Annotated in this window: 19 protein-coding genes, 1 pseudogene and 1 riboswitch; all 20 genes and pseudogenes read left to right on the top strand. The window is 64.9% G+C overall.

From position 1 onward, the window contains the following. The first annotated feature begins 1 nt into the window (after nt 1). Nucleotides 2-670 carry a ribulose-phosphate 3-epimerase gene (gene rpe, locus ABD283_RS08160; RefSeq protein WP_344224480.1) on the top strand — a complete coding sequence of 223 codons (669 nt, stop codon included), beginning with the start codon at nt 2-4 and terminating at the stop codon, nt 668-670. Between the two features lie 107 nt (nt 671-777). Then, nucleotides 778-929, top strand: a riboswitch (FMN riboswitch). A 113-nt stretch (nt 930-1042) separates the two neighbouring features. After that, complete coding sequence (gene pnuC, locus ABD283_RS08155) at nt 1043-1750, top strand: nicotinamide riboside transporter PnuC (protein WP_344224479.1); 708 nt, start codon at nt 1043-1045, stop codon at nt 1748-1750. After that, nucleotides 1747-2862 carry a bifunctional diaminohydroxyphosphoribosylaminopyrimidine deaminase/5-amino-6-(5-phosphoribosylamino)uracil reductase RibD gene (gene ribD / locus ABD283_RS08150; protein WP_344224478.1) on the top strand — a complete coding sequence of 372 codons (1116 nt, stop codon included), beginning with the start codon at nt 1747-1749 and terminating at the stop codon, nt 2860-2862. The genes pnuC and ribD overlap by 4 nt, the downstream gene beginning before the upstream one ends. Nucleotides 2863-2883: 21 nt before the next feature. Continuing rightward, nucleotides 2884-4191: a 3,4-dihydroxy-2-butanone-4-phosphate synthase gene (ribB, locus tag ABD283_RS08145; protein WP_344224477.1), complete on the top strand. Its 1308-nt coding sequence runs from the start codon at nt 2884-2886 to the stop codon at nt 4189-4191. Beyond that, complete coding sequence (gene ribA, locus ABD283_RS08140) at nt 4188-4901, top strand: GTP cyclohydrolase II (RefSeq protein WP_344224476.1); 714 nt, start codon at nt 4188-4190, stop codon at nt 4899-4901. Before ribB ends, ribA begins: the two co-directional genes overlap by 4 nt. Beyond that, nucleotides 4898-5377, top strand: a complete 480-nt coding sequence (ribH, locus tag ABD283_RS08135) for a 6,7-dimethyl-8-ribityllumazine synthase (protein ID WP_344224475.1) — start codon at nt 4898-4900, stop codon at nt 5375-5377. The genes ribA and ribH overlap by 4 nt, the downstream gene beginning before the upstream one ends. A gap of 56 nt (nt 5378-5433) precedes the next feature. Next, nucleotides 5434-5697 carry a phosphoribosyl-ATP diphosphatase gene (locus tag ABD283_RS08130; RefSeq protein WP_344224474.1) on the top strand — a complete coding sequence of 88 codons (264 nt, stop codon included), beginning with the start codon at nt 5434-5436 and terminating at the stop codon, nt 5695-5697. Nucleotides 5698-5752: 55 nt separating this feature from the next. Then, on the top strand, nt 5753-6598 hold the full coding sequence (gene hisG / locus ABD283_RS08125; protein WP_344224473.1) for an ATP phosphoribosyltransferase: 846 nt from the start codon (nt 5753-5755) through the stop codon (nt 6596-6598). Nucleotides 6599-6642: 44 nt separating this feature from the next. After that, nucleotides 6643-7407 carry an imidazole glycerol phosphate synthase subunit HisF gene (hisF, locus tag ABD283_RS08120; RefSeq protein ID WP_344224472.1) on the top strand — a complete coding sequence of 255 codons (765 nt, stop codon included), beginning with the start codon at nt 6643-6645 and terminating at the stop codon, nt 7405-7407. Beyond that, nucleotides 7407-7811, top strand: coding sequence for a phosphoribosyl-AMP cyclohydrolase (gene hisI / locus ABD283_RS08115; protein WP_344224471.1), 405 nt, complete (start codon nt 7407-7409; stop codon nt 7809-7811). The genes hisF and hisI overlap by 1 nt, the downstream gene beginning before the upstream one ends. Next, nucleotides 7812-9371: an anthranilate synthase component I gene (locus ABD283_RS08110; protein WP_344224469.1), complete on the top strand. Its 1560-nt coding sequence runs from the start codon at nt 7812-7814 to the stop codon at nt 9369-9371. It begins immediately after the preceding gene. Nucleotides 9372-9405: 34 nt separating this feature from the next. Continuing rightward, complete coding sequence (locus ABD283_RS08105) at nt 9406-10005, top strand: Trp biosynthesis-associated membrane protein (RefSeq protein ID WP_344224468.1); 600 nt, start codon at nt 9406-9408, stop codon at nt 10003-10005. A gap of 146 nt (nt 10006-10151) precedes the next feature. Beyond that, nucleotides 10152-10394: an HGxxPAAW family protein gene (locus ABD283_RS08100; protein WP_344224466.1), complete on the top strand. Its 243-nt coding sequence runs from the start codon at nt 10152-10154 to the stop codon at nt 10392-10394. 145 nt (nt 10395-10539) lie between these two features. Continuing rightward, nucleotides 10540-11343 (top strand): annotated as a pseudogene (gene trpC / locus ABD283_RS08095) (indole-3-glycerol phosphate synthase TrpC); the annotation flags it as partial. A gap of 21 nt (nt 11344-11364) precedes the next feature. Further along, entirely contained in the window at nt 11365-12714 is a 1350-nt protein-coding gene (trpB, locus tag ABD283_RS08090) for a tryptophan synthase subunit beta (RefSeq protein WP_425552822.1), read from the top strand. Nucleotides 12715-12761: 47 nt separating this feature from the next. Next, nucleotides 12762-13568: a tryptophan synthase subunit alpha gene (gene trpA / locus ABD283_RS08085; protein WP_425552821.1), complete on the top strand. Its 807-nt coding sequence runs from the start codon at nt 12762-12764 to the stop codon at nt 13566-13568. Further along, nucleotides 13568-14434: a prolipoprotein diacylglyceryl transferase gene (lgt, locus tag ABD283_RS08080; RefSeq protein ID WP_344224464.1), complete on the top strand. Its 867-nt coding sequence runs from the start codon at nt 13568-13570 to the stop codon at nt 14432-14434. The genes trpA and lgt overlap by 1 nt, the downstream gene beginning before the upstream one ends. Before the next feature lie 298 nt (nt 14435-14732). Further along, nucleotides 14733-19448 carry a glutamate synthase large subunit gene (gene gltB / locus ABD283_RS08075; RefSeq protein WP_344224463.1) on the top strand — a complete coding sequence of 1572 codons (4716 nt, stop codon included), beginning with the start codon at nt 14733-14735 and terminating at the stop codon, nt 19446-19448. Further along, entirely contained in the window at nt 19441-20907 is a 1467-nt protein-coding gene (locus ABD283_RS08070) for a glutamate synthase subunit beta (RefSeq protein WP_344224462.1), read from the top strand. Before gltB ends, ABD283_RS08070 begins: the two co-directional genes overlap by 8 nt. A 167-nt stretch (nt 20908-21074) precedes the next feature. Further along, nucleotides 21075-22580, top strand: a complete 1506-nt coding sequence (gene pyk, locus ABD283_RS08065) for a pyruvate kinase (RefSeq protein WP_344224461.1) — start codon at nt 21075-21077, stop codon at nt 22578-22580. Nucleotides 22581-22621: the final 41 nt, after the last annotated feature.

Raw genomic sequence — 22621 nt, 5'->3', positions numbered from 1 at the left:
CATGAGCCGTTGTGCCATCCACCCGTCCATCCTGTCCGCAGACTTCTCTCACCTGGCCGAGGAACTGCAGCGCATTTCCAACGCTGATGCCGCTCACGTGGACGTGATGGACAATCACTTCGTTCCGAATCTGACGCTGGGACTTCCCGTGGTGGAAAGTCTGCAGAAGGTCAGCCCCGTTCCGCTGGACATGCACCTGATGATCGAGGATCCGGACCGTTGGGCTCCTGCCTACGCCGAAGCCGGTTGCGCATCGGTGACTTTCCACGCGGAGGCCGCCACGGCGCCCATCAAGTTGGCGCGTGAATTGCGGGTGGCAGGGGCCAGAGCGGGATTGGCTGTGCGTCCGGCGACCCCTATCGAGCCATACATTGATCTGCTGCCCGAGCTGGACATGCTGCTCATCATGACCGTGGAGCCCGGCTTCGGCGGTCAGAAGTTCCTGGATGTGACGCTGCCCAAGCTGCGCCGCGCAGCGCAGGCGGTCAAGGCCCACGGTGGCACGGTAGCGCTGCAGGTGGACGGGGGCGTTACCGAGGAGACCATCGTGCGAGCCGCGGAGGCCGGCGCGGACACGTTCGTGGCCGGGTCGGCTGTTTACGGCAAGGAGGATCCAGCGGCGGCCATCGACGCTCTGCGCGAAACAGCCAGGGCGCACCAGTCGGCCTGACGGGGCGGAAAGCCCCGGCTTGCCAAGCCCTAGTGGGCCGCCGAGGGCGCCGCACCGCGCGTGAACTTTCGTGCGAATCGCGCACAGCGTGGCATAATGCAGATCACAACGTGTTCCGGGGTCGGTGAAAGTCCGAACCGGCGGTTACAGTCCGCGAACCGTGAACGCTCATTGCAAAGAGTCACGCGATGAAGCGGGAACGGCCGAACCGGTGAAATTCCGGTACCGACAGTCACAGTCTGGATGGTAGGCACACGTGGATTTCGGCTCGCCACCCTCTACAAAGGGGTGCCGTTGCGATGCTCAGACCCATGAGCGTGACCCGTTATCTCCGCCCCGGAGCCACAAGGTTTGAGGGCGAGAGGAAATACCGTGGACGTTCTGCGCTGGTTGTTCGATGCGCAACTGCAGGTCGGTGACGGATTCATTCTGTGGCGTGAAGTCCTGGGTAATGTATTCGGTCTGCTGTCCGCACTCGGCGGAATGCGCCGCAAGATCTGGGCGTGGCCGATCGGTATCCTCGGCAATCTCATCTTGCTGACCGTGTTCCTGGGCGCAGTGTTCGACACCCCCAATCCGGTCAATCTGCTGGGCCAAGCAGGTCGCCAAGTCATGTTTATTGCCGTCTCGGTGTACGGGTGGGTGCAGTGGCGCCGTTCGAGGGGTAACAACCAAGAAGCCGTGACACCCCGCTGGGCCACCGGTAAACAACGCTTGTTCTTGATTGCCGCACTCGTTTTCGGTACCGCACTACTCACCCCCATCTTCCGTGCGCTGGGATCCTACGAGCCGGTGTGGGCGGACGCCTGGATCTTCATGGGTTCACTGCTGGCGACCTACGGCATGGCCAAGGGCTGGGTGGAGTTCTGGCTGATCTGGGTGGCCGTGGATCTGGTGGGTGTGCCGTTACTGTTCTCCGCCGGCTACTACGCCTCGGGTCTGATGTACGTGTTCTACGGCGCGTTCACTCTGGTGGGCTTCTTCGTGTGGTGGCGGGTGAACTCCAATCAACGCAAGCGCGCCACGATCGAGACGGGGTTCCCGGATCTGCACCTGAAAATGGGGGATGACTCCAAGTGACGTCTCCCGCGCAGCACCGAACCGACCACCTCTTCAGCCCCGCTGAACACACGGCCATGCGGGCCTCGCTCGAGGCCGCTGCACTGGGTGTGCGAGGCGCAAACCCCGTGGTGGGCGCGGCGTTGCTGGACGCGAACGGACGGATCCTGCACACCGGCCATCACAGTGGCGCCGGCACGCTCCACGCGGAGACGGACGTGCTCCGGAAGGCCCGTGAGACCGGCACCGATCTAACGGACGCGACCATGGTGATCACGCTGGAACCGTGTAACCACACTGGTCGAACTGGCCCGTGCACGCGAGCGATCTTGGACGCGGGGATCAAACGGGTCATCTTCGCACTACATGACGGTACGGAGGCAGCCCGCGGGGGAGGCCAGTTCCTGGCGGACCGCGGGGTCTCGGTGCGACACGGGCTCATGGCGGCGCAGGCCGCGGACCTCAACGATCGCTGGTTCACCGCTCAGGCCCAGAACCGCCCGTTCGTGACGCTCAAGATCGCTCAGTCCCTGGACGGCCGGGTGGCTGCCCCGGACGGAACCAGTCAGTGGATCACAGGCCCGCCGGCACGGGAGGCCGGTCATGAGATTCGAGCTCGCGTGGATGCCATTCTGGTGGGCGGCGGGACGGCCCGAACGGATGATCCCACGCTGACGGCCCGCGATGCCCAGGGCAACCCCCTCAGCCACCAGCCCTTACGGGCGGTCATGTCCCGCACCCCGGTGGCCCACGACGCCCGGGTCCGCCGCGGGGTGATCGCTTCCGGAGACGGGGCAGAGACCACCGATGGCCGTTTCGTGTGGCTCAACACCCACGATCCCGTCGAGGCCCTGTCCCGGCTGCGCGCGCTGGGCGCCGCCCACGTGCTGGTCGAGGGCGGTCCGACACTCAGCGCAGCCTTTCTCGCCGCAGACCTCGTGGACGAACTGTGGTTCTACCAAGCACCGCTGATCCTGGGAGACGGAAAACCCTCTCTCGCGTCCCAGCACACACAGACCCTCGCCGACGCCGCTCGCTGGCGTTCCGATCCCGTGGCCGGACCCCCGGTTCGCACCCTGGGATCAGACGTCGCATGGCATTTACGACCCGCCGCGGTCTCGGCCTCGAAGTAGTTCAGCACTAAGGAGCAGTACATGTTTACCGGAATTGTGGCGGCACAGGCCACGGTGGAGCGCATTGAGCGACTCGCACAAGACGCCGCACGGCTGCACGTGGACGCGGGGCACATCATTTCCGATCTTCCCCACGGAGGGTCTCTGGCGGTCAACGGCGTGTGCCTCACCGCCGTGCCCGCACCCGAGTCCGGGGCCGGCCGATTCACCGCTGACGTCATGGGGGAGACGCTTCGGCTGACCACCTTGGGGCAGTTGTCCGAGGGCGAGAGCGTGAATCTCGAGCGCTGCACCGCTGCCGGTGACCGTTTGGACGGTCACGTGGTACAGGGCCACGTCGACGGCGTGGGCACGGTTGTCTCCCGCACGGAACACACCGGTTGGCACACCGTGCGCATCCAGGTTCCCACCGACCTGGCCAAGTACATCGCGGTCAAGGGCTCTATCGCTGTCGACGGCGTGTCCCTGACCGTGACCGCAGTGAATCCGGCGTCCGAGGACCCCGCTTGGTTCGAGGTGGGGCTCATTCCCGAGACCCTGCGCGCCACCACCCTGGGGCTCCGGACCGAGGGAGCCGTGGTGAACCTCGAGGTGGACGTGCTCGCCAAGTACGCGGAGCGGCTGGCCGCGTACGCGTCCCCGGCGGCGTCGGCGCGAGTGCGCCTGGACCCCGTGCCCGCCGCCGTCTCGGCCATTGCCGCGGGCCAGGCCGTAGTGGTCGTGGACGACGAGGACCGCGAGAACGAAGGCGACCTGGTGTTTGCAGCCCAGCACGCCACACAACAGCTCATGGGGTTCACCATCCGTCACAGCTCCGGTGTGGTCTGTGTCCCCATGTCGAACGACCGGGCCGATGCCCTGGCCCTTCCCGCCATGACCGAGCACAACGAGGACTCCAAGGGGACCGCTTACACCGTGACCTGTGATGCCCGCGTGGGCGTGAGCACCGGCATCAGCGCTGCTGACCGCGCCCTCACCTCGCGCTTGCTGGCCGATTCCGGAACCGGTCCGGCAGAGCTCACCCGCCCCGGACACATCCTGCCGCTGCGCGCCGTGGACGGTGGGGTACGGGTACGTCGCGGCCACACCGAGGCGTCCGTGGAGCTGGCGCGCCTGGCCGGTTGTGAACCCGTGGGCGCCATTGCGGAAATCGTGGATGATCAGGGGGAACTGCTCCGCGCGCCGGCGCTGCGCGAGTTCGCCGACCGGCACGGGCTGTTCATGATCAGTATTGAGGACCTCGTCGACTACCTGGCACAACGCGCGGCGGGTGAGGCAGCGGCGCGGTCGGCAGAAGCCCCCGCGCACAACCGGGACCTGTCCGCATGAGCGCGGGACCCGAATCCCTGGACCACTCGGAACCGGTGTCCATCCCCACCGAATTCGGCACGTTCTCCGTGATGGGCTGGTTGGTGCCCGAGCCCGATGGCAGGGCGGCCGCCGAACATGTTTCGTTGAGCGCCACACCCACCAGTGCGGAAGAAGCAAGCAAACCGACACTGGTCCGTTTGCATTCCGAATGCATCACGGGAGACGTGTTCGGTTCGTGGCGCTGCGATTGCGGACCCCAATTGCATCTGGCGCTGGAACGGATCGCGCAGCACGGTGGCACCGTGTTGTACCTGCGCAATCACGAGGGACGCGGGATTGGCCTGATCAACAAGTTGCGGGCCTACAAACTGCAGGACGGCGGCGCGGACACGGTGGAGGCCAACACGATGCTCGGTCTGCCCGCCGAGGCCCGCGACTACACAGCGGCCGCACGGATCCTCAAGGAAATGGGATTGACCCACATCCGGTTACTCACCAACAACCCCGACAAGGTCAGCAAGTTGGAAGCCTTGGGGATCACAGTGGAATCCGTGGTGTCCCACGAGGTCCCGCCGCGCGAAGAGAACCTCAGGTACCTGCTCACCAAGCGTGACCGGATGCACCACCATCTGACGGAACTTGCCTCGATCGCGCCTGGAAGCATCGAACACCACGACACCGTCACGAACTTAAGCACACTGAAACAGAACACAGGAGAACACTCATGAGTGGACACGGAGCCCCCGTTACCAACGCCGGCGAACTCGACGGCGAAGAACTCACCGTGGCGGTCGTCGCGGCCAGCTGGCATGACCGGATCATGGACGGCCTGTTGGACGGCACACGCCGAGCCCTCCAGGATGCGCGAGTGGGCAATGTGATCGAGGCGCGTGTACCGGGTAGCTTCGAACTCCCCGTGGCGGCCCGCAGACTCGCTGAGACGGCGGATGCCGTGGTGGCCCTCGGCGTGGTCATCCGCGGTGGCACACCGCACTTCGACTACGTGTGTTCCGCGGCGACCACCGGTCTGACGGAGGTCTCCGTGGTCACGGGTAAGCCCGTGGGTTTCGGGGTGCTCACGTGCGACACCGAGGAACAGGGCCTGGATCGCGCCGGGTTGGAAGGCTCGAGCGAGGACAAGGGTTACGAAGCCGCGGAGGCCGCCGTACGCACCGCCCTCACCCTGCGTGAACTCGGGGTATGAGGCCCGGCCCGCGCCACGGTTCAACTCATAGCGGAGGAAACCATTACCCTAAAGGGGTGAAGACCTTCGAAGACCTGTTTGCCGAAATCACCCACAAAGCCGCTGACCGTCCGGAGGGTTCCGGAACCGTCAAAGAATTGGATTCGGGAATCCATGGCATCGGGAAGAAGGTCGTGGAAGAAGCCGCCGAAGTCTGGATGGCGTGCGAGTACGAAACCGATGATCAAGCGGCCGAGGAAATCTCGCAGCTGCTGTACCACCTGCAGGTCATGATGGTGGCCAAGGGCCTTCGTCTCGAAGACGTCTACAAGTACCTGTGATCCTCGGCCGGTCACGGCCGGCCCTCCCCATTCCAGCCCTTTGGAAAGGAACCCCATGCTGCGAGTAGCCGTGCCCAATAAGGGCGCGCTGTCCGAAGCCGCCATCACCATGCTCACCGAGGCCGGTTACCGGCAGCGGCGCAGCAGCCGCGAGCTGGTGCTGGTCGACAACGACAATCACGTCGAATTCTTTTACCTGCGTCCCCGGGACATTGCGATCTACGTGGGCGGTGGCACCCTGGATCTGGGGATCACCGGCCGTGATCTGCTGTTGGACTCCGGTGCGGATGCCGCGGAGGACCTCGGGCTGGACTTCGCCCGATCGACGTTCCACCTGGCCGGGCCGATCGGCCAGTTCTCCTCCGTCAAGGAACTCGAGGGCAAGCGCGTGGCCACGAGCTACGACCTGTTGTTGAAGAAGTACGTGGAGAAGCAGGGTGTCAACGCTGAGGTCGTCCGCCTGGACGGTGCCGTGGAATCCTCGATCCGGTTGGGTGTGGCTGATGCCATTGCGGACGTTGTGGAGACCGGTAACACGCTGCGCGCGGCCGGCCTGGAAATCTTCGACCAGCCCATCATGCGCTCCGAAGCGCTGTTGATCCGCCGTCAGCAGGAAGGGGAGCTGGAGGGTCTCGAGGTGCTGCGGCGCCGCCTGCGCGGCGTCCTCGTTGCCAGGCAGTACGTGATGATGGACTACGACATCTCCGAGGACCACTTGGAAGCCGCGACCAAGATCACTCCGGGCATGCAGAGCCCCACCATCGCCCCGCTGGGTCGCGACGGCTCGGTGGCCGTACGCGCCATGGTGCGTAAGAGCGACACCAACAACATCATGGACGCCCTCTACGACGCCGGAGCCCGCGCGATCCTGGTCTCGCCCATTCAGGCTGCCCGGATCTAACGCGCAAGCGCTCCACGTTTCAGCAAGTAGTTAGGAACAGCACTATGGGTGTGGCCGTACGAGTGATTCCGTGTCTCGATGTGGACGCGGGTCGCGTGGTCAAGGGCGTGAACTTCGAGAATCTGCGCGACGCCGGTGATCCGGTTGAACTTGCCGCCCGATACAACCTAGCGGGCGCTGATGAGCTCACGTTCTTGGACGTCACCGCGTCCTCGAGTGATCGGGTCACCATGTTCGACGTGGTCTCCCGCACCGCCGAACAGGTCTTCATTCCGCTCACCGTGGGCGGCGGCGTGCGCACCCCGGAGGATGTCGACCGGCTGCTGCGCACCGGTGCGGACAAGGCGTCCATCAACACCGCTGCCATCGCCCGGCCCGAGGTCATCAACGAGATCACCAATCGCTTCGGCAACCAGGTGCTCGTGCTCTCGTGCGATGCGAAACGCACGGGCAACACGCCGTCGGGCTTCGAAGTCACCACGCACGGTGGCCGCAAGCTCACCGGCATCGACGCACTGGATTGGTGCCAGGAGGCCGAGGAACGCGGGGTGGGGGAGATCCTACTCAATTCCATGGACGCCGACGGCACCCGTGAAGGCTTCGACCTGGAGATGATCCGCGCGGTGCGCGAACGCGTGTCCGTCCCGCTGATCGCCTCCGGCGGTGCGGGCGCCCCCGAGCACTTCCCGCCCGCGGTTGCGGCCGGGGCCGACGCCGTTCTGGCCGCCTCGGTCTTCCACTTCGGGCCCGTGGGTGCGATCGCCGAGGTCAAGGACGCTCTGCGCGCAGCAGGGTATGAGGTGCGCTGATGCGCACGGAAGAGTTGAACACCGTGGAGAACACCCCCCGAGAATTTTTCGACAGTCACCTTGATCCGCAGATCGCACACCGTCTCAAGCGGGACTCGGCGGGGCTCGTGGCGGCCGTGATCCAGCAGTACGACACCGGTGACGTGCTCATGCTCGGCTGGATGAACGACGAAGCCCTGCACCGCACCCTCACGGAAGGCCGCGTTACTTTCTGGTCGCGGTCGCGCCAGGAGTATTGGCGCAAGGGAGACACCTCCGGCCACATTCAAAAGGTGCATTCCGTCAGCCTCGACTGCGACGGCGATGCCCTGCTCGTCAAGGTCGATCAAACCGGTGCCGCGTGCCACACGGGCGCGCGCACGTGTTTCGACGATCGTGACCTGAACGCTCAACAGGCGGTTTAAATGCAACAGCTCGGCACCATCACCCCCACCCTGCAGGAATTTCGTGAGTACGCCGCCACGCGGCGTGTGATTCCCGTACGCACCACGGTGCTCGCGGATTCCATGACGCCCATCGGCCTCTACCGCTCCCTCGTGGTGCGCGGCGGCAAACCCGCTCCGGGCACGTTCCTCTTGGAATCTGCGGCCGAAGGCGGCGTGTGGTCGCGGTACTCGTTCGTGGGCGCTCGCTCGTTCGCCACACTGACGGCGAAGGACGGGCAGGCGCATTGGTTGGGGGAGGCGCCGGCCGGTGCGCCTGTGACCGGAGACCCCTTGGATGCTCTACGGGCGACCATGGACCTACTGCATACCGAGCCGTTCGAGGGCGTGCCCCCGCTGACTTCCGGAATGGTCGGGTTCGTGGGATGGGAGGCCGTGCGCCGCTGGGAGAAGCTGCCCAATCCGCCCGAGGACGACCTGAACATGCCCGAGCTGGCCATGAACCTGGTCGCGGACATGGCCGTGCACGACAGCACCGAGGGCACCGTGATGCTGGTGGCCAATGCCGTGAACGTCAATGGCACCGACGACAACGTGGATGCCGCCTACCATGACGCGGTCTCTCGGTTGCGTGAGATGGTCAGCCGCCTGGCCACCCCGCTCGAACGCTCCACGGTTTCCGTCATGGACCCGAATGCCCAGGACATCACGGACATCGAGGGCGCAGCCCGACAGTCGTGGGACCGTGAGTTGTTCATCGACGCGATCAACCGCGGCAAGAAGGCCATTGTCGACGGGGATATTTTCCAGGTGGTCGTCTCGCGGCGCTTCGAGGCCGAATGCCACGCGGACGCCCTGGACGTCTATCGCACTTTGCGCCGGATCAATCCCAGCCCCTACATGTACCTCTACTCGTTCGAAGACGCGCACGGTCGCCCCTACTCGATCGTGGGGTCCTCACCGGAGGCGCTGGTCACCGTGACGGGACGCCAGGCCATGACGCACCCGATTGCGGGTTCCCGGCCACGTGGCGCCACCGTGGACGAGGACGTGGCCCTCGGCCACGATCTGCTCGCGGACGAGAAAGAGCGTGCCGAGCACCTCATGCTCGTGGACCTCGCCCGCAATGACCTGTCCAAGGTGGCTGTGCCCGGGTCCGTGGATGTCAGCGAGTTCATGGAGATCGAGCGCTTCAGCCACATCATGCACTTGTGCTCCACGGTGGTCGCCAAGATGCGTGAGGGCGTGTCCGCGTACGACGTTCTGGCCGCGACTTTCCCGGCGGGCACGCTTTCCGGCGCACCCAAACCCCGCGCCCTGCAGCTACTCGATGAATACGAACCGCTGCGCCGTGCCGTGTACGGGGGCGTGGTCGGTTACATGGACTTTGCGGGGAACATGGACATGGCCATCGCCATCCGCACCGCTCTGCTGGTCAATGACACGGCCTACGTCCAGGCGGGCGGCGGTATCGTGGCTGACTCGGACCCGGAGACGGAAGCCCTCGAGTCCCTCAATAAGGCAACCGCACCGTTGCGGGCAGCCCTGGTGGCCGAGTCCTTGCGCGACCTCTCGCGCTGACCCGCTACCACCTTCTGCAGTAGAAAGGACCACCGTGTTGCGTCGTACGGCACCCGCAGTTCTGGCCACGCTGGTGTGCGCGATCGGACTGTTCGCTGCCTCCGCGGCCACCTGGATCCACGCGACCGTGGAGACCACTTTGCAGCCGATCACGGTGGACGTCGCGGGTTCCGACGCCGCTCCGGCCGTCACAGCCCTGGGTCTCGTTGCGGGTGCCGCCGCGGTGGCCTCCACCCTCGCGGGCCGGGTGCTGCGGACCATCGTGGGTGCGGTGGTGTCCCTGGCAGGAATTGGCGCCATCTTCGCGATTCTCGCGGTGACGGCCGACCCGGAGAACGCCGCCCGCGGCACCGTGGGCACGCAGACCGGCGCCGTGGGCACCGGTGGCGAATTCGCGCTGACCGTTTTCCCTTGGCTCGCGGTGGCGGCCGCTGCCGCGCTGATCGTGTGCGGACTGTGGCTGGTCCTGGTCGCACGGAACGCGCGTAAGAAGTCTGGACAGCGCTACGACCGTGACGCGCTGGCCGGTAACAAAGCGACCTCGGCGGGGGAGAAGGTCACCACCGAGCACTCCGATGACATCGATGCGTGGGATGCTTTCACCCGGGGTGAGGACCCCACCCGCGGGCCGTGACCTCATGAGTAATGTGTGCGTGGTGCTGAACCATCAAGTACCGGGGTAATGGCACAATGGGACCAAAAGAATTTCCGGTGCGCTCCAACGCGCGCCGATCACTGTATGAGCCGCACGGCTCAACCGGCACGGGAGAGTGGACACACATGTCGAACACCAACCAAGTCATCCTGGACCACACGGCCGCTGTCGGCCACGGCAACACCGTTGCCGCCTGGGCTTGCATCGCCATCATGGCGGTTGGCGTGATCGTGGGTTGCGTGGGCTTCACCATCGCCTCGACCCCCGTCACCGTGGTGGGCATCGGCTTGATCGTGGTGGGCCTCATCGTGGGTGCAGTCCTCAAGGCCATGGGCCACGGCAAGGGCAGCGAGAAACTCAACCACTGAGCCGCGTGATCTCAGCGCCGGTGGCCGTTCCCACGCGCCACCGGTTCAAGACCATGACCAGTTCCAAGACCTGTGGAACTGGTCATCGTCATACGGGCCGCATGTTGTCGGGCCAATGACGGGACAGACATAAGTGAGGATTTTCATGAGTCAGCAACGCACCGATACGGTGCTGGACCAGATCATCGAGGGAGTGCGCGAAGATCTTGAAGCGCGCCGCGCGGTGGTGAGTCTGCAGCAATTGCAGCGCACCGCCAGGACTCAGGCTCCCGCGTTGGATGCGGAAAGTGCCCTGCGCGGCAGCGACTCCGGGTCGGTCCAGGTGCTTTCAGAAGTCAAGCGCTCCAGCCCGTCCAAGGGGGCGCTGGCGGAGATCACCGATCCAGCGTCACTGGCGGCGTCCTACGAACGAGGCGGCGCCTCCGCGATTTCCGTGCTGACCGAGAAGCGCCGCTTTGGCGGGTCTCTCACTGACCTGGACGCCGTGCGCCAGGCCGTGAACATTCCGGTCCTGCGCAAGGACTTCACCGTGGACGAGTACCAGATCTGGGAAGCCCGCGCCCACGGTGCTGACATGGTGCTCCTTATCGTGGCTGCCCTGGACGATGAGACCCTCCGCGCGTTCCTGAAGCTGACTCACGAGCTCGGTATGCACGCACTGGTCGAAACCCACACCCCCGAGGAAATCGAGCGGGCCGTTGCGGTCGGTTCACGAATCATCGGGGTGAACACTCGAAACCTGAAGACGCTCGAGGTGGACGTCAACACGTTCGGCCGTCTTGCGGACCAGATCCCCACGGATGCCGTGATCATTGCCGAGTCCGGCGTGGCCGGCGAGGACCAGATCAAGCTCTACGCGGGCCACGGTGCCAATGCGGTGCTGACCGGCGAAGTATTGGTCAAGTCTGACGACCCCGCCCAAACGATTTCCCGATTCCGCGACGTGGGCGCCGCCGCCCGCGCGGATTTCCTGGCGGGCAAGAAGCCCCCCGCAGCCCAGGCCGAGTTCGCCGCCCAGCAGCTTGCCGCCGACGGCGCCGCTTCGCCCGGCGCCGGTGACGAGTCCCTCAAACACGCTCCCGGTCCGTATTTCGGTGACTTCGGTGGCCGCTGGATGCCGGAATCGCTGGTGGCCGCCTTGGACGAGCTGACCGAGGTCTTCGACAAGGCACGAGTCGACGACGAGTTCCAGCAAGAGTTCAAGCGGCTGTCCCGCGACTACTCCGGACGACCCTCCCTGCTGACCGAGGCCGAGCGCTTCGGTAAGGAAATCGGGGCGCGAGTGTTCCTCAAGCGCGAGGACCTCAACCACACCGGTTCGCACAAGATCAACAACGTGTTGGGCCAGGCACTCCTCGCCAAGCGCATGGGTAAGAACCGCTTGATCGCGGAGACCGGCGCCGGTCAGCACGGCGTGGCAACCGCCACCGCGGCCGCGCTGTTCGGCATGGAGTGCTGCGTTTACATGGGCGAGGAAGACACCCGACGCCAGGCCCTGAACGTGGCGCGCATGCGACTGCTCGGCGCCGAGGTGGTACCGGTATCCCACGGTTCCGCCACACTGAAGGACGCCATCAACGAAGCCCTGCGCGACTGGGTGGCTTCCGTGGAAACCACCCACTACTTGCTGGGTACCGCCGCCGGTCCTCACCCGTTCCCCTCGATGGTGCGCTACTTCCACGAGCAGATCGGTGAAGAAGCTCGCGAGCAGATCCTGGAGCAGGCCGGGCGTCTGCCGGACGCCGTCACGGCGTGCGTGGGCGGTGGCTCCAATGCCATCGGTATTTTCCACGGCTTCCTGGACGACACCGAGGTTGAGCTGTACGGAAACGAAGCCGGCGGCGACGGCGTGGACACCGGCCGTCACGCGGCAACCATCACTCTGGGCCGCCCCGGAGTGCTGCACGGTGCCAAGACGTTCCTCATGCAGGACACGGACGGGCAAACCATTGAGTCGCACTCGATTTCTGCGGGTCTGGACTACCCGGCCGTGGGCCCTGAGCATTCTCACTTGCACGCGATCGGTCGTGTGAAATACGAGGCCATTACGGACAGTCAGGCCATGGAGGCCTTCAAATTGTTGTCCCGCACCGAGGGCATCATCCCCGCGATTGAGTCCTCCCACGCTCTGGCCGGCGCCCGCGAGCTCGCGGCTCGCTGGGTCAAGGACCTCGGCCCGGAGGCCGCGGCGGAGAAGATCATCGTGGTGTCCCTGTCCGGACGCGGCGACAAGGATGTGGCCACGGCCGCGGAATGGTTCGACATGCTCCCCGAGGACAGCCACGAAGAGCAGGTCGGTCAGAAAGGTGAACAACTGTGAGCGCTCCCGAAACCGTCAGTCCCGGAGTAGGCGGCTTGGCAGAACGCATCCTCCCCAAGGATCTCACCCGTAATCCAGACTCGAAGCTCTCCGCACGCATCGCCGAATGCAAGGCGGAAGGCCGCCCCGCACTCGTTGGCTACTTGCCGGCCGGATACCCCACCGTGGACGAGTCAGTGGAAGCCGCCGTGGCCCTGGGCCAGAACGGCGCGGACATCATTGAGATCGGTATCCCGTATTCGGATCCCGTCATGGACGGCACAGTGATCCAGAACGCGACCACGCAGGCCCTGGCCAACGGTGTGCGCGTGGCCGATGCGTTCACGGTCGTTCAAGCGGTGGCCGAGCGCACTGACGCCGTGCCCGTGGTGATGACCTATTGGAACCCGGTGCTGCAGACCGGCGTGGACGAATTCTCCCGTCGGCTGTGCGAGGCCGGGGGAGCGGGCATCATCACCCCGGACCTCATCCCCGATGAGGCCGGCGACTGGTTCGAGGCCTCGCAGAAATACGGGCTGGATCGGATCTTCCTGGTCGCACCGTCCAGCACGCGGGAGCGCATGGACATGACCGTCAAGGCCTCCTCCGGCTTCGTGTACGCGGTGTCCATTATGGGCGTCACCGGCGCCCGCGACCAGGTGTCCTCGGCCGCCGAGGACGTCGTCGCACGCGCCCGAGAAGCCGGCGCCGACAACGTGTGCGTGGGTCTGGGCGTGTCCAATCGCAGTCACGTCGAGGAGATCGGCGCCTACGCGGACGGCGTGATCGTGGGAACCGCACTCGTGCGCGCGTTGGGCGAGGGCGGTCCCGAGGCCGTGGGTCAGTTGGCCGCCGAACTCTCCGGTCGCGGCTGATGCCTCCGGTGATTGCCGCAGCCATTCCGTCCCCTGGCATCAGTGGCATCCCTCTGGGACCTCTGACCATTCACTTCTACGCTCTGTGCATCCTGCTGGGAATGGCAGCGGCCGTGTGGCTCACCATGCGCCGATGGAAGGACCGGGGCCAGGACCCGGACGTGCTGTGGGACATCGTGTTCTGGGCCGTGCTCGCGGGGATCGTCGGATCCCGTGCCTACCACGTGCTCATCACGGACCCGGCCGGGTACTTCGGACCCGGCGCGGATCCGATCGACGCGTTCAAGATCTGGGAGGGCGGCCTGGGCATCATGGGCGGCGTGCTCTTTGGAGCCGGCGCGGCGTGGCTCGTGTCCCGGAAGAACGGTGTACCCCTGTGGTACTTCGCGGACTCCGTTGCACCGTCGCTCCTCTTGGCGCAGGGCATTGGTCGCTGGGGTAACTGGTTCAACCAGGAACTGTTCGGTAAACCCACCGATCTCCCGTGGGGACTACAGATCGATCCGACGTCCGCGAACTTCCCGGATGGTCTTCCCGCGGACACGCTGTTCCACCCGACCTTCCTGTACGAGAGCCTCTGGAATCTGACCGGCGTGGTGATTCTGATCACACTCGGAAAGCGATTGCAGCTCACACACGGTCGTGTGTTCGCACTGTATTTGGTCTATTACGGCCTGGGGCGGCTCATGATCGAGCTGTTCCTGCGCATCGATCCTGCCATGATGATCGCCGGCCAAAGAGTCCATGTGTGGACGTCATTGGCGCTCATCTTGTTCGGCATTGCACTATTTGCCGCAATAACTACCAGAGTCCGCAGAAATCCTGAATTACTTACGAATGGCTCCGCACACTCAGCGCTTCGCTGAGTGCGGCGAACACGGTGAACCCCCGGCTACCGCCGGGGGTTTTTCGGTGGGGTGTCGCCCATCACAACGCGATTTCGGATCGTGGTAAATTACCCGTGCGCCGCACCGGGGATTCGTCATCATGCGAGTTCCCCGTTCGGTTTTGATCCGTCGGTCTCTCGAGGCTCGACTCATTGGTTCGCAGCGCCGCGGACACTTTTGTCATCTGGATCGGATGATGTCCGTACGCACTTCACCCCTGTTGCTCGGGCATCGTTGACACTTCAGACCTGCCCACCAACCCGGTGAGGAGCTCCCTATGAGCCAAGTCAATCAAGTAGCCCCCGTGACCGAAATCGTCACCGACGCGGTCAACCGCGACACGGGCCACCCTGACTCACGTTCGGAGCTGCCTCCCGCGGAATCCCCGTTCCGGACCTTCTCCGCTCAGCCCGAGGATCAGGGTTTGTATCGCGGTGAGGATGAGAAGGACGCGTGCGGTCTGGCCGTCGTGGCCACTCTTGACGGCAACTCGACCCACGACATCGTGGAGGCAGCACTCACCGCCCTGCGCAACCTCGAGCACCGCGGTGCGGTGGGCGGCGATGAGGGCACCGGGGACGGCGCCGGCATCCTCACGCAGATTCCCGACGCCTTCTTCCGGGACACCGTCAAGTTCCAGTTGCCACCGGCGGGTGCCTACGCGGTCGGTACCGCGTTCATGCCCACGGGTGGCCAGCACTTGGAACCACTCAAGACCGCCCTCGAAGAACTCGCGGCTATGGAGGGCCTGCGCGTGCTCGGTTGGCGTGACGTTCCGATCGTCGACGACGCCGTGGGCGCCTCTGCGCGGGCCGTCATGCCCACGTTCGTGCAGTTCTTCGTCGCGGACGAACGCCACAACGCACGGGGCGCGAGCCTCTTTGAACCCGGCGCGGCGTCGTCGTTCGACCCGACGCATTTGCAGCTGGAACTGGACCAGAAGACTTTCCGCGTGCGCAAGCGCGCGCAGAACAAGTTTGGCGTGTACTTCCCGAGCTTCTCCTCGCGCACGCTGGTCTACAAGGGCATGCTGACCACCGCGCAATTGCAGCCGTTCTACCCGGATCTGTCCGACGAGCGGTTCATGACCAAGCTGGCGGTGGTGCACTCACGCTTCTCGACCAATACGTTCCCCTCGTGGCCGCTGGCCCAGCCCATGCGCACGCTGGCTCACAATGGCGAGATCAACACCGTGATGGGTAACCGCAACTGGATGCGGGCCCGCCAGTCCTCGATGTCGGGTGCGGTGCTGGGGCGTAACCCCGAGGAGCTGTTCCCGATCTGCTCGGAGGGCGCCTCCGATTCGCAGTCCCTGGACGAGGTAGCCGAGCTGCTGCAGTTAGCGGGCCGGCCGGTGACCGAGACCATGCTCATGCTCATCCCGGAGGCGTGGGAGAATCATGAGTCCATGGACCCGGACCTGCGGGCTTTCTACCAGTACCACTCGACGCTCATGGAGCCGTGGGACGGTCCCGCATGTGTCTCCTTCACGGACGGTAAGCGCGTGGGGTCCGTGCTGGACCGCAACGGGTTGCGGCCGGGCCGTTTCTGGGAGACCGAGGACGGCCTGGTCATCTTCGCCTCCGAGGTAGGCGTGATCGACATTGGTGATCGCAAGGTGGTCCGCAAGGGCCGCGTGTCCCCGGGAACCATGTTCCTGGTGGACACCGAGGAAGGCCGCATTGTCGAGAATGACGAGATCAAGGCCGAACTCGCAGCTGCCAAGCCGTGGCGCGACTGGGTCCAGGACTCGATTGTCCCGATCGGTGAACTGCCCGAACGCGAGCACATGACCCACCCGGCGTCCTCGGTGCGATTGCGCCAGAAGACCTTCGGCTACACCGAAGAAGAGCTCAAGAAGATCATCGGGCCCATGGCCGTGGCCGGAGCGGAGCCCATTTATGCGATGGGTACCGACACCCCCGTGGCCGTACTCTCGGACCGCTCCCGGTTGCTCTACGACTACTTCGTGCAGTCGTTCGCACAAGTGACCAACCCGCCGCTGGACGCGATCCGCGAAGAGCTGGTGACGTCGTTGACGGGCGCTGTAGGACCCATGGCCAACCTGTTGGCCACACAGCAGGCCAAAACGCGCCTGATCAAGGTTGACTTCCCGGTGATCAACAATGATCAGCTGGATCAGTTCCTGCACCTGGATGACGAGGACGGCGCGGCACTCACGTTGAAGGTGCGTGGCCTGTACCGACCCGACGGCGGTGAGGAATCCCTTCGGACCCGGATCGCGGAAATCTGCGAGAAGGTCTCCACCGCGGTCAACCGTGGCGTTCAGTTCGTGATCATTTCGGACCGTGACTCCAACGGTGGCTGGGCACCCATTCCTTCGCTGCTGTTGACCTCGGCCGTGCACCACCACCTGTTGCGCTCGGCCACCCGCACCAAGATCGCGTTGATCGTGGAATCCGGCGACGTGCGCGAGGTCCACCACGTGGCACTGCTGCTGGGCTACGGTGCCTCCGCCGTGAACCCGTACCTGGCCATGGAATCGGCGGAAGAGCTGGTGCGCCGCGGTGAGATCACCGGTGTGACCGAAGAAGAAGCCGTCTACAACCTGATCAAGGCGCTCGGTAAGGGCGTCCAGAAGATCATGTCCAAAATGGGCATCTCCACCGTGCAGTCCTACTGCGGTGCCCAGACCTTCGAGGCGCTGGGCCTGTCGAGCGAACTCATCAACGCGTACTTCTACGGCACACGCACTCAGATCCAGGGCGTGGGGCTGGATGTCATTGCGGAGGAAACCGCCTCCCGCCACCGCTTGGCCTACCCGGAGGACGGCGTCACTGAGCCCCACCGGGATCTGGCGATCGGCGGCGAGTACGACTGGCGTCGCGAAGGCCCGCGCCACTTATTCGATCCGCACACGGTGTTCCGGTTGCAGCACGCCACTCAGACCGGCCGCTACGACATCTTCAAGTCCTACACCGCTCGCGTGGACGATCAGGCCAGGGAGATCGCCACGCTGCGCGGGTTGATGAGCTTCACATCCGATCGGGAACCCATCTCCATCGATGAGGTGGAGCCCGTGAGCGAGATCGTCAAGCGGTTCTCGACCGGTGCCATGAGTTACGGCTCCATTTCCATGGAAGCCCACGAGACGCTCGCGATCGCCATGAACCGGCTGGGCGGTAAGTCCAACACGGGTGAGGGCGGTGAAGATCCGGAGCGCCTGATGGATCCGGAGCGCCGGTCGGCGGTCAAACAAATTGCATCCGGTCGCTTCGGTGTGACCAGCCTGTACCTGGCCACCGCGGACGACCTGCAGATCAAGATGGCCCAGGGTGCCAAGCCCGGCGAGGGTGGCCAGTTGATGGCACAGAAGGTTTACCCGTGGGTTGCGCGCACGCGTCATTCGACCCCCGGCGTGTCCCTGATTTCGCCCCCGCCGCACCACGACATCTACTCGATCGAGGACCTTGCGCAGCTGATCTATGATCTCAAGCGCTCCAACCCCAGGTCCCGCGTGCACGTGAAGCTGGTCTCCGAGCGGGGGATCGGCACCGTGGCAGCGGGTGTGACCAAGGCCAAGGCGGACGTCGTCCTGATTTCCGGACACGACGGCGGTACCGGAGCGGCCCCGCTGAACTCGCTCAAGCACGCGGGTATGCCCTGGGAGCTGGGCTTGGCTGAGGCGCAGCAGACCCTTCGATTGAACGGACTGCGCGAACGGGTGGTCGTGCAGGCGGACGGTCAGTTGAAGACCGGCCGTGACGTGGTGATTGCGGCACTGTTGGGAGCCGAGGAATTCGGTTTCGCCACGGCACCGCTCGTGGTCGAGGGCTGCATCATGATGCGCAAGTGCCACCTGGACACCTGCCCCGTGGGCGTGGCCACTCAGAATCCGGAGCTGCGCAACCGCTTCACGGGCAAGGCCGAACACGTGGTGAACTTCTTCGAGTTCATTGCGGAAGAGGTCCGCGAATACCTGGCCCAGCTGGGTTTCCGCAGTATCGAGGAGGCCGTGGGCCACGCCGAAGTGCTGCGCACCCGCGAGGCGATCGACCACTGGAAGGCCAAGGGCTTGGACCTGAGCCCCATCCTGGACTCGTTCCAGTCCCCGGGTCTCAAGGACGGACTGCGGAACACGCGCACCCAGGACCACGAGCTGGAGGATCACTTCGACAACAAGCTGATTCCGCTGGCCGCTCCCGCAATCGAGAAGGGCGAGCCCGTGCGCGTGATGGAAAAGGTGATCAACACCGATCGCGCCGTGGGCACCATGCTGGGGTACACGGTCACGAGTGCACTGGGCCTGGAAGAGCTCGCCGATGACACCATCGACGTCACGTTGACGGGTGAAGCGGGCCAGTCCATGGGTGCCTTCATCCCGCGCGGAATCACGCTGCGACTCGAAGGCGACGCCAACGACTACACGGGCAAGGGATTGTCCGGTGGCCGCATCGTGGTCCGACCCCCGCGCGACGTGAGTTTCCCGACCCACGAGAACGTCATTGCCGGCAACGTGATCGGCTACGGCGCCACGAGTGGCGAGATGTTCTTCAGCGGCACGGTGGGCGAGCGGTTCTTGGTGCGTAACTCGGGCGCCACCGCGGTGGTCGAGGGCATTGGTGACCACGGTTGCGAGTACATGACCGGCGGCGTCGCCCTGATCCTGGGGGAGACGGGCCGGAACTTCGGCGCGGGCATGTCCGGAGGCGTGGCCTACGTGCTGGACCTGGACGAGTCGGATATCAACAAGCAGGCCCGCGAATCCGGTGAATTGCTCGTGGCCACGTTGGACGATCAAGACCGTGAACTGGTCCTGGGTCTGATCAAACGCCACGGCGAAGAAACCGAATCGGAATGGGCAGCCACGTTGCTCGAGAACGCCGATGACACCATTGCGCGCATGACCAAACTGTTGCCGCGGGACTACTCCGCGGTTCTGGCCCTGCGCCATCAGGCCGAGGCCGCCGGAGACGATCCGGACGGCGACGGCACCTGGCTCAAGATTTTGGAGGTGACCACGCGTGGCTGATCCCCGTGGTTTTCTGAAAGTTCGACACCGCGAAGACCGACCCAAGCGGCCGGTTCCCGTCCGCATCATGGACTGGAAAGAGGTCCAGGAACGGCAGAATTCGCAGACACTGCACGAGCAGGCCGGTCGCTGCATGGACTGCGGTGTGCCGTTCTGCCACCAGGGCTGCCCGCTGGGGAACTTGATTCCCGAATGGAATGACCTGGTGTGGCGCGATCAGACGCGTGACGCTGCGGAGCGGATGCACGCGACCAACAACTTCCCGGAGTTCACGGGTCGTGTGTGCCCGGCGCCGTGTGAGTCCTCCTGCGTGCTGAGCATCAACCAGCCGGCCGTGACCATCAAGCAGATCGAGTACGAGATCGGTGAAATGGCCTTCGACGAGGGCTACGTCAAGCCGTTCCTCCCCGCTCGCCTGGTGGGTAAGACGGTTGCCGTGGTCGGTTCGGGCCCCGCGGGTCTCGCTGCCGCCCAACAACTGACCCAGGCCGGTTTCACGGTGGCCGTCTACGAGCGCGATGACCGCATCGGCGGTTTGCTGCGCTACGGCATCCCCGATTTCAAGCTCGAGAAATCCGTGGTGGACCGCCGCCTGGACGTGATGGCGGCGGAGGGCACGCGCTTCCGCACCGGCGTCGAAATCGGCAAGGACATCACGTGGGACGTCCTGCGGCGCCGCTACGACGCCGTGATCGTGGCCACCGGCGCCACTCGCGCCCGCGAGCTGGACATCCCCGGCCGCGATCTGAAGGGCATCCATCACGCGATGGACTATCTCGTGCGCTCCAACCGCCTGGTGGCGGGTGACGAGGTGCCCGATCTGATCGACGCGAAGGGCAAGAACGTGATCGTGCTCGGCGGTGGCGACACGGGATCCGACTGCATTGGAACCGCCCACCGGCAGGGAGCAGCGTCTGTGACGTCGCTGGCCATTGGGCGCAAGCCACCCGTGGACCGGGCGGACGAGGAACCGTGGCCCATGATGCCCAAGGTCTTCGAGGTTTCTTCGTCCCACGAAGAAGGTGGTGAGCGCACCTACCTCGCGTCCACCGTGGAGTTCGTGGGAGATGAGAACGGCCAGCTGACCGGCCTCAAGGTTGCCGAAACCGAGTACCTCGACGATGGTGGCCGGGCTCCCAAGAAGGGCACCGAGAAGATCATTCCCGCGGACCTCGTGTTCTTGGCGCTCGGTTTCACCGGCAATGAGTCGGATGAATTGACCTCACAGTTGTCCGTGGAACTCGACCGCCGCACCAACGTGGCGCGCGACGAGCAGTACATGACCGCCGTGGACGGCGTGTTCTCGTGCGGCGACGCCGGCCGCGGCCAGTCCCTGGTCGTCTGGGCGATTGCCGAAGGCCGTGCGTGCGCGGCCGAGGTGGAGCGTCACCTGACCGGCCAGACACGTCTGCCGCAACCCGTGGCGCCGTCGGAACGTGCGATTGATTTGAGCCTTTAGCTAAAGCCGAGGAAACCGGCTACCAGGCCGTATCAATCCTTAGTCCCCGTTGCTAAGCTGGAAATTGAATTCCGGCAAAGTGGCCGTGCTGGAGCAGCTACATGCTGTTTCAACGCGGCCATTTTGCTGTTTTCCCCCTGTAGTCTCCGACCGAAAGGGATTCACCCATGCGTCGAGCGAAGATCGTGGCCACCATTGGCCCGGCTATTTCCTCGTACGAGCACCTCGCCCAGGCCATCAAGGCCGGGATGAATGTGGCTCGCCTGAACATGAGCCACGGTGATCACAACGTTCACAACGCCTCCTACGAGAACCTGCGACGGGCCAGCGAAGAACTCGACACCACGGTGGCCATCCTCGCCGATCTGCAGGGCCCCAAGATCCGTCTGGGCAATTTCGCGAACGGTCCGTACAACCTGGAGGTGGGGGACACGTTCTCCATCACCACCGAGGACGTTGAAGGTTCCCAGGAGCTCTGCTCCACCACGCACAAGGGTCTGCCCGGCGATGTCAACGTGGGCGACCCGCTGCTGATCGACGACGGCAAGGTGGCGCTCAAGGCCACCAAGGTCACCGACACCACCGTGGAGACCGAGGTCGTGGTGGGCGGACCCGTGTCCAACCACAAGGGCATCAACCTCCCCGGCGTGGCCGTCAACGTTCCCGCGCTCAGCGATAAGGACGAGGCGGACCTGCGCTGGGCATTGCAGCGCGGCGTGGACATCATCGCCCTGTCCTTCGTGCGTGACGCCAAGGACATCACCCGCGTGCACGAAATCATGAAGGAAGAAGGCCGGAAGATCCCGGTCATCGCCAAGATCGAGAAGCCGCAGGCCGTGGACAGCCTCCACGAAATCATCGACGCCTTCGACGGCATCATGGTGGCCCGTGGTGACCTGGGCGTGGAGCTTCCGCTCGAGGCCGTGCCGATCGTGCAGAAGCGCGCTATCGAGCTGGCCCGCCGCTGGGCCAAGCCCGTGATCGTGGCCACCCAGGTGCTCGAGTCCATGATCGACAACCCGCGCCCCACTCGCGCCGAGGCCTCCGACTGCGCCAACGCCGTGCTCGATGGTGCGGATGCCGTCATGTTGTCCGGTGAGACCTCCGTGGGTAAGTACCCGGTCCAGACCATCGAGACGATGGCCAAGATCATCGAGGCCACCGAGACCCAGGGCATGGATCGTATGCCCCCGCTGGGCACCGAACCCCGCACCCGCGGCGGCGCCGTGACGCGGGCGGCCGTGACCATGTCCCGTCAGCTGGACGTGAACTACATCTGTACGTTCACTCAGTCCGGCGATTCGGCACGACGTTTGTCCCGCTTGCGCCCTAGCCGCCCCATCCTGGCGTTCACCCCCGTGCAGAACGTGATGGCACTGTTGTCGCTGCTGTGGGGCGTGCATCCCATCATGGTCAAGCAGGTGCACCACACGGATGAGATGACTAAGCAGGTGGACCACTACATGCTCGAGAAGGGCCTGGCCGGTCCCGATGATCTGGTGATCATCTGCGCCGGTTCGCCCCCGGGCGTGGCCGGTTCCACCAACTTGGTCAAGGTCCACCGCGTGGGCGACCTCGACGACGCCGGCGAGGCTCCTGCCCGCGAACAGCACGAGCGTGTGGGCCCGTGGCGCGAGAGCCTTCCCGGTTCCGCCGCTTGGCGCGAGCCGTGATCGGTTAGTTCCTCGCGTTGAGATACGACGGCGACCCGCGC

Origin of the sequence: Kocuria atrinae (genome assembly GCF_039531425.1) — a bacterium.
Classification (GTDB): domain Bacteria; phylum Actinomycetota; class Actinomycetes; order Actinomycetales; family Micrococcaceae; genus Kocuria; species Kocuria atrinae.
The sequence above is the reverse complement of the archived record's forward strand: the minus strand, read 5'-3'. Positions and strand labels throughout refer to the sequence as shown.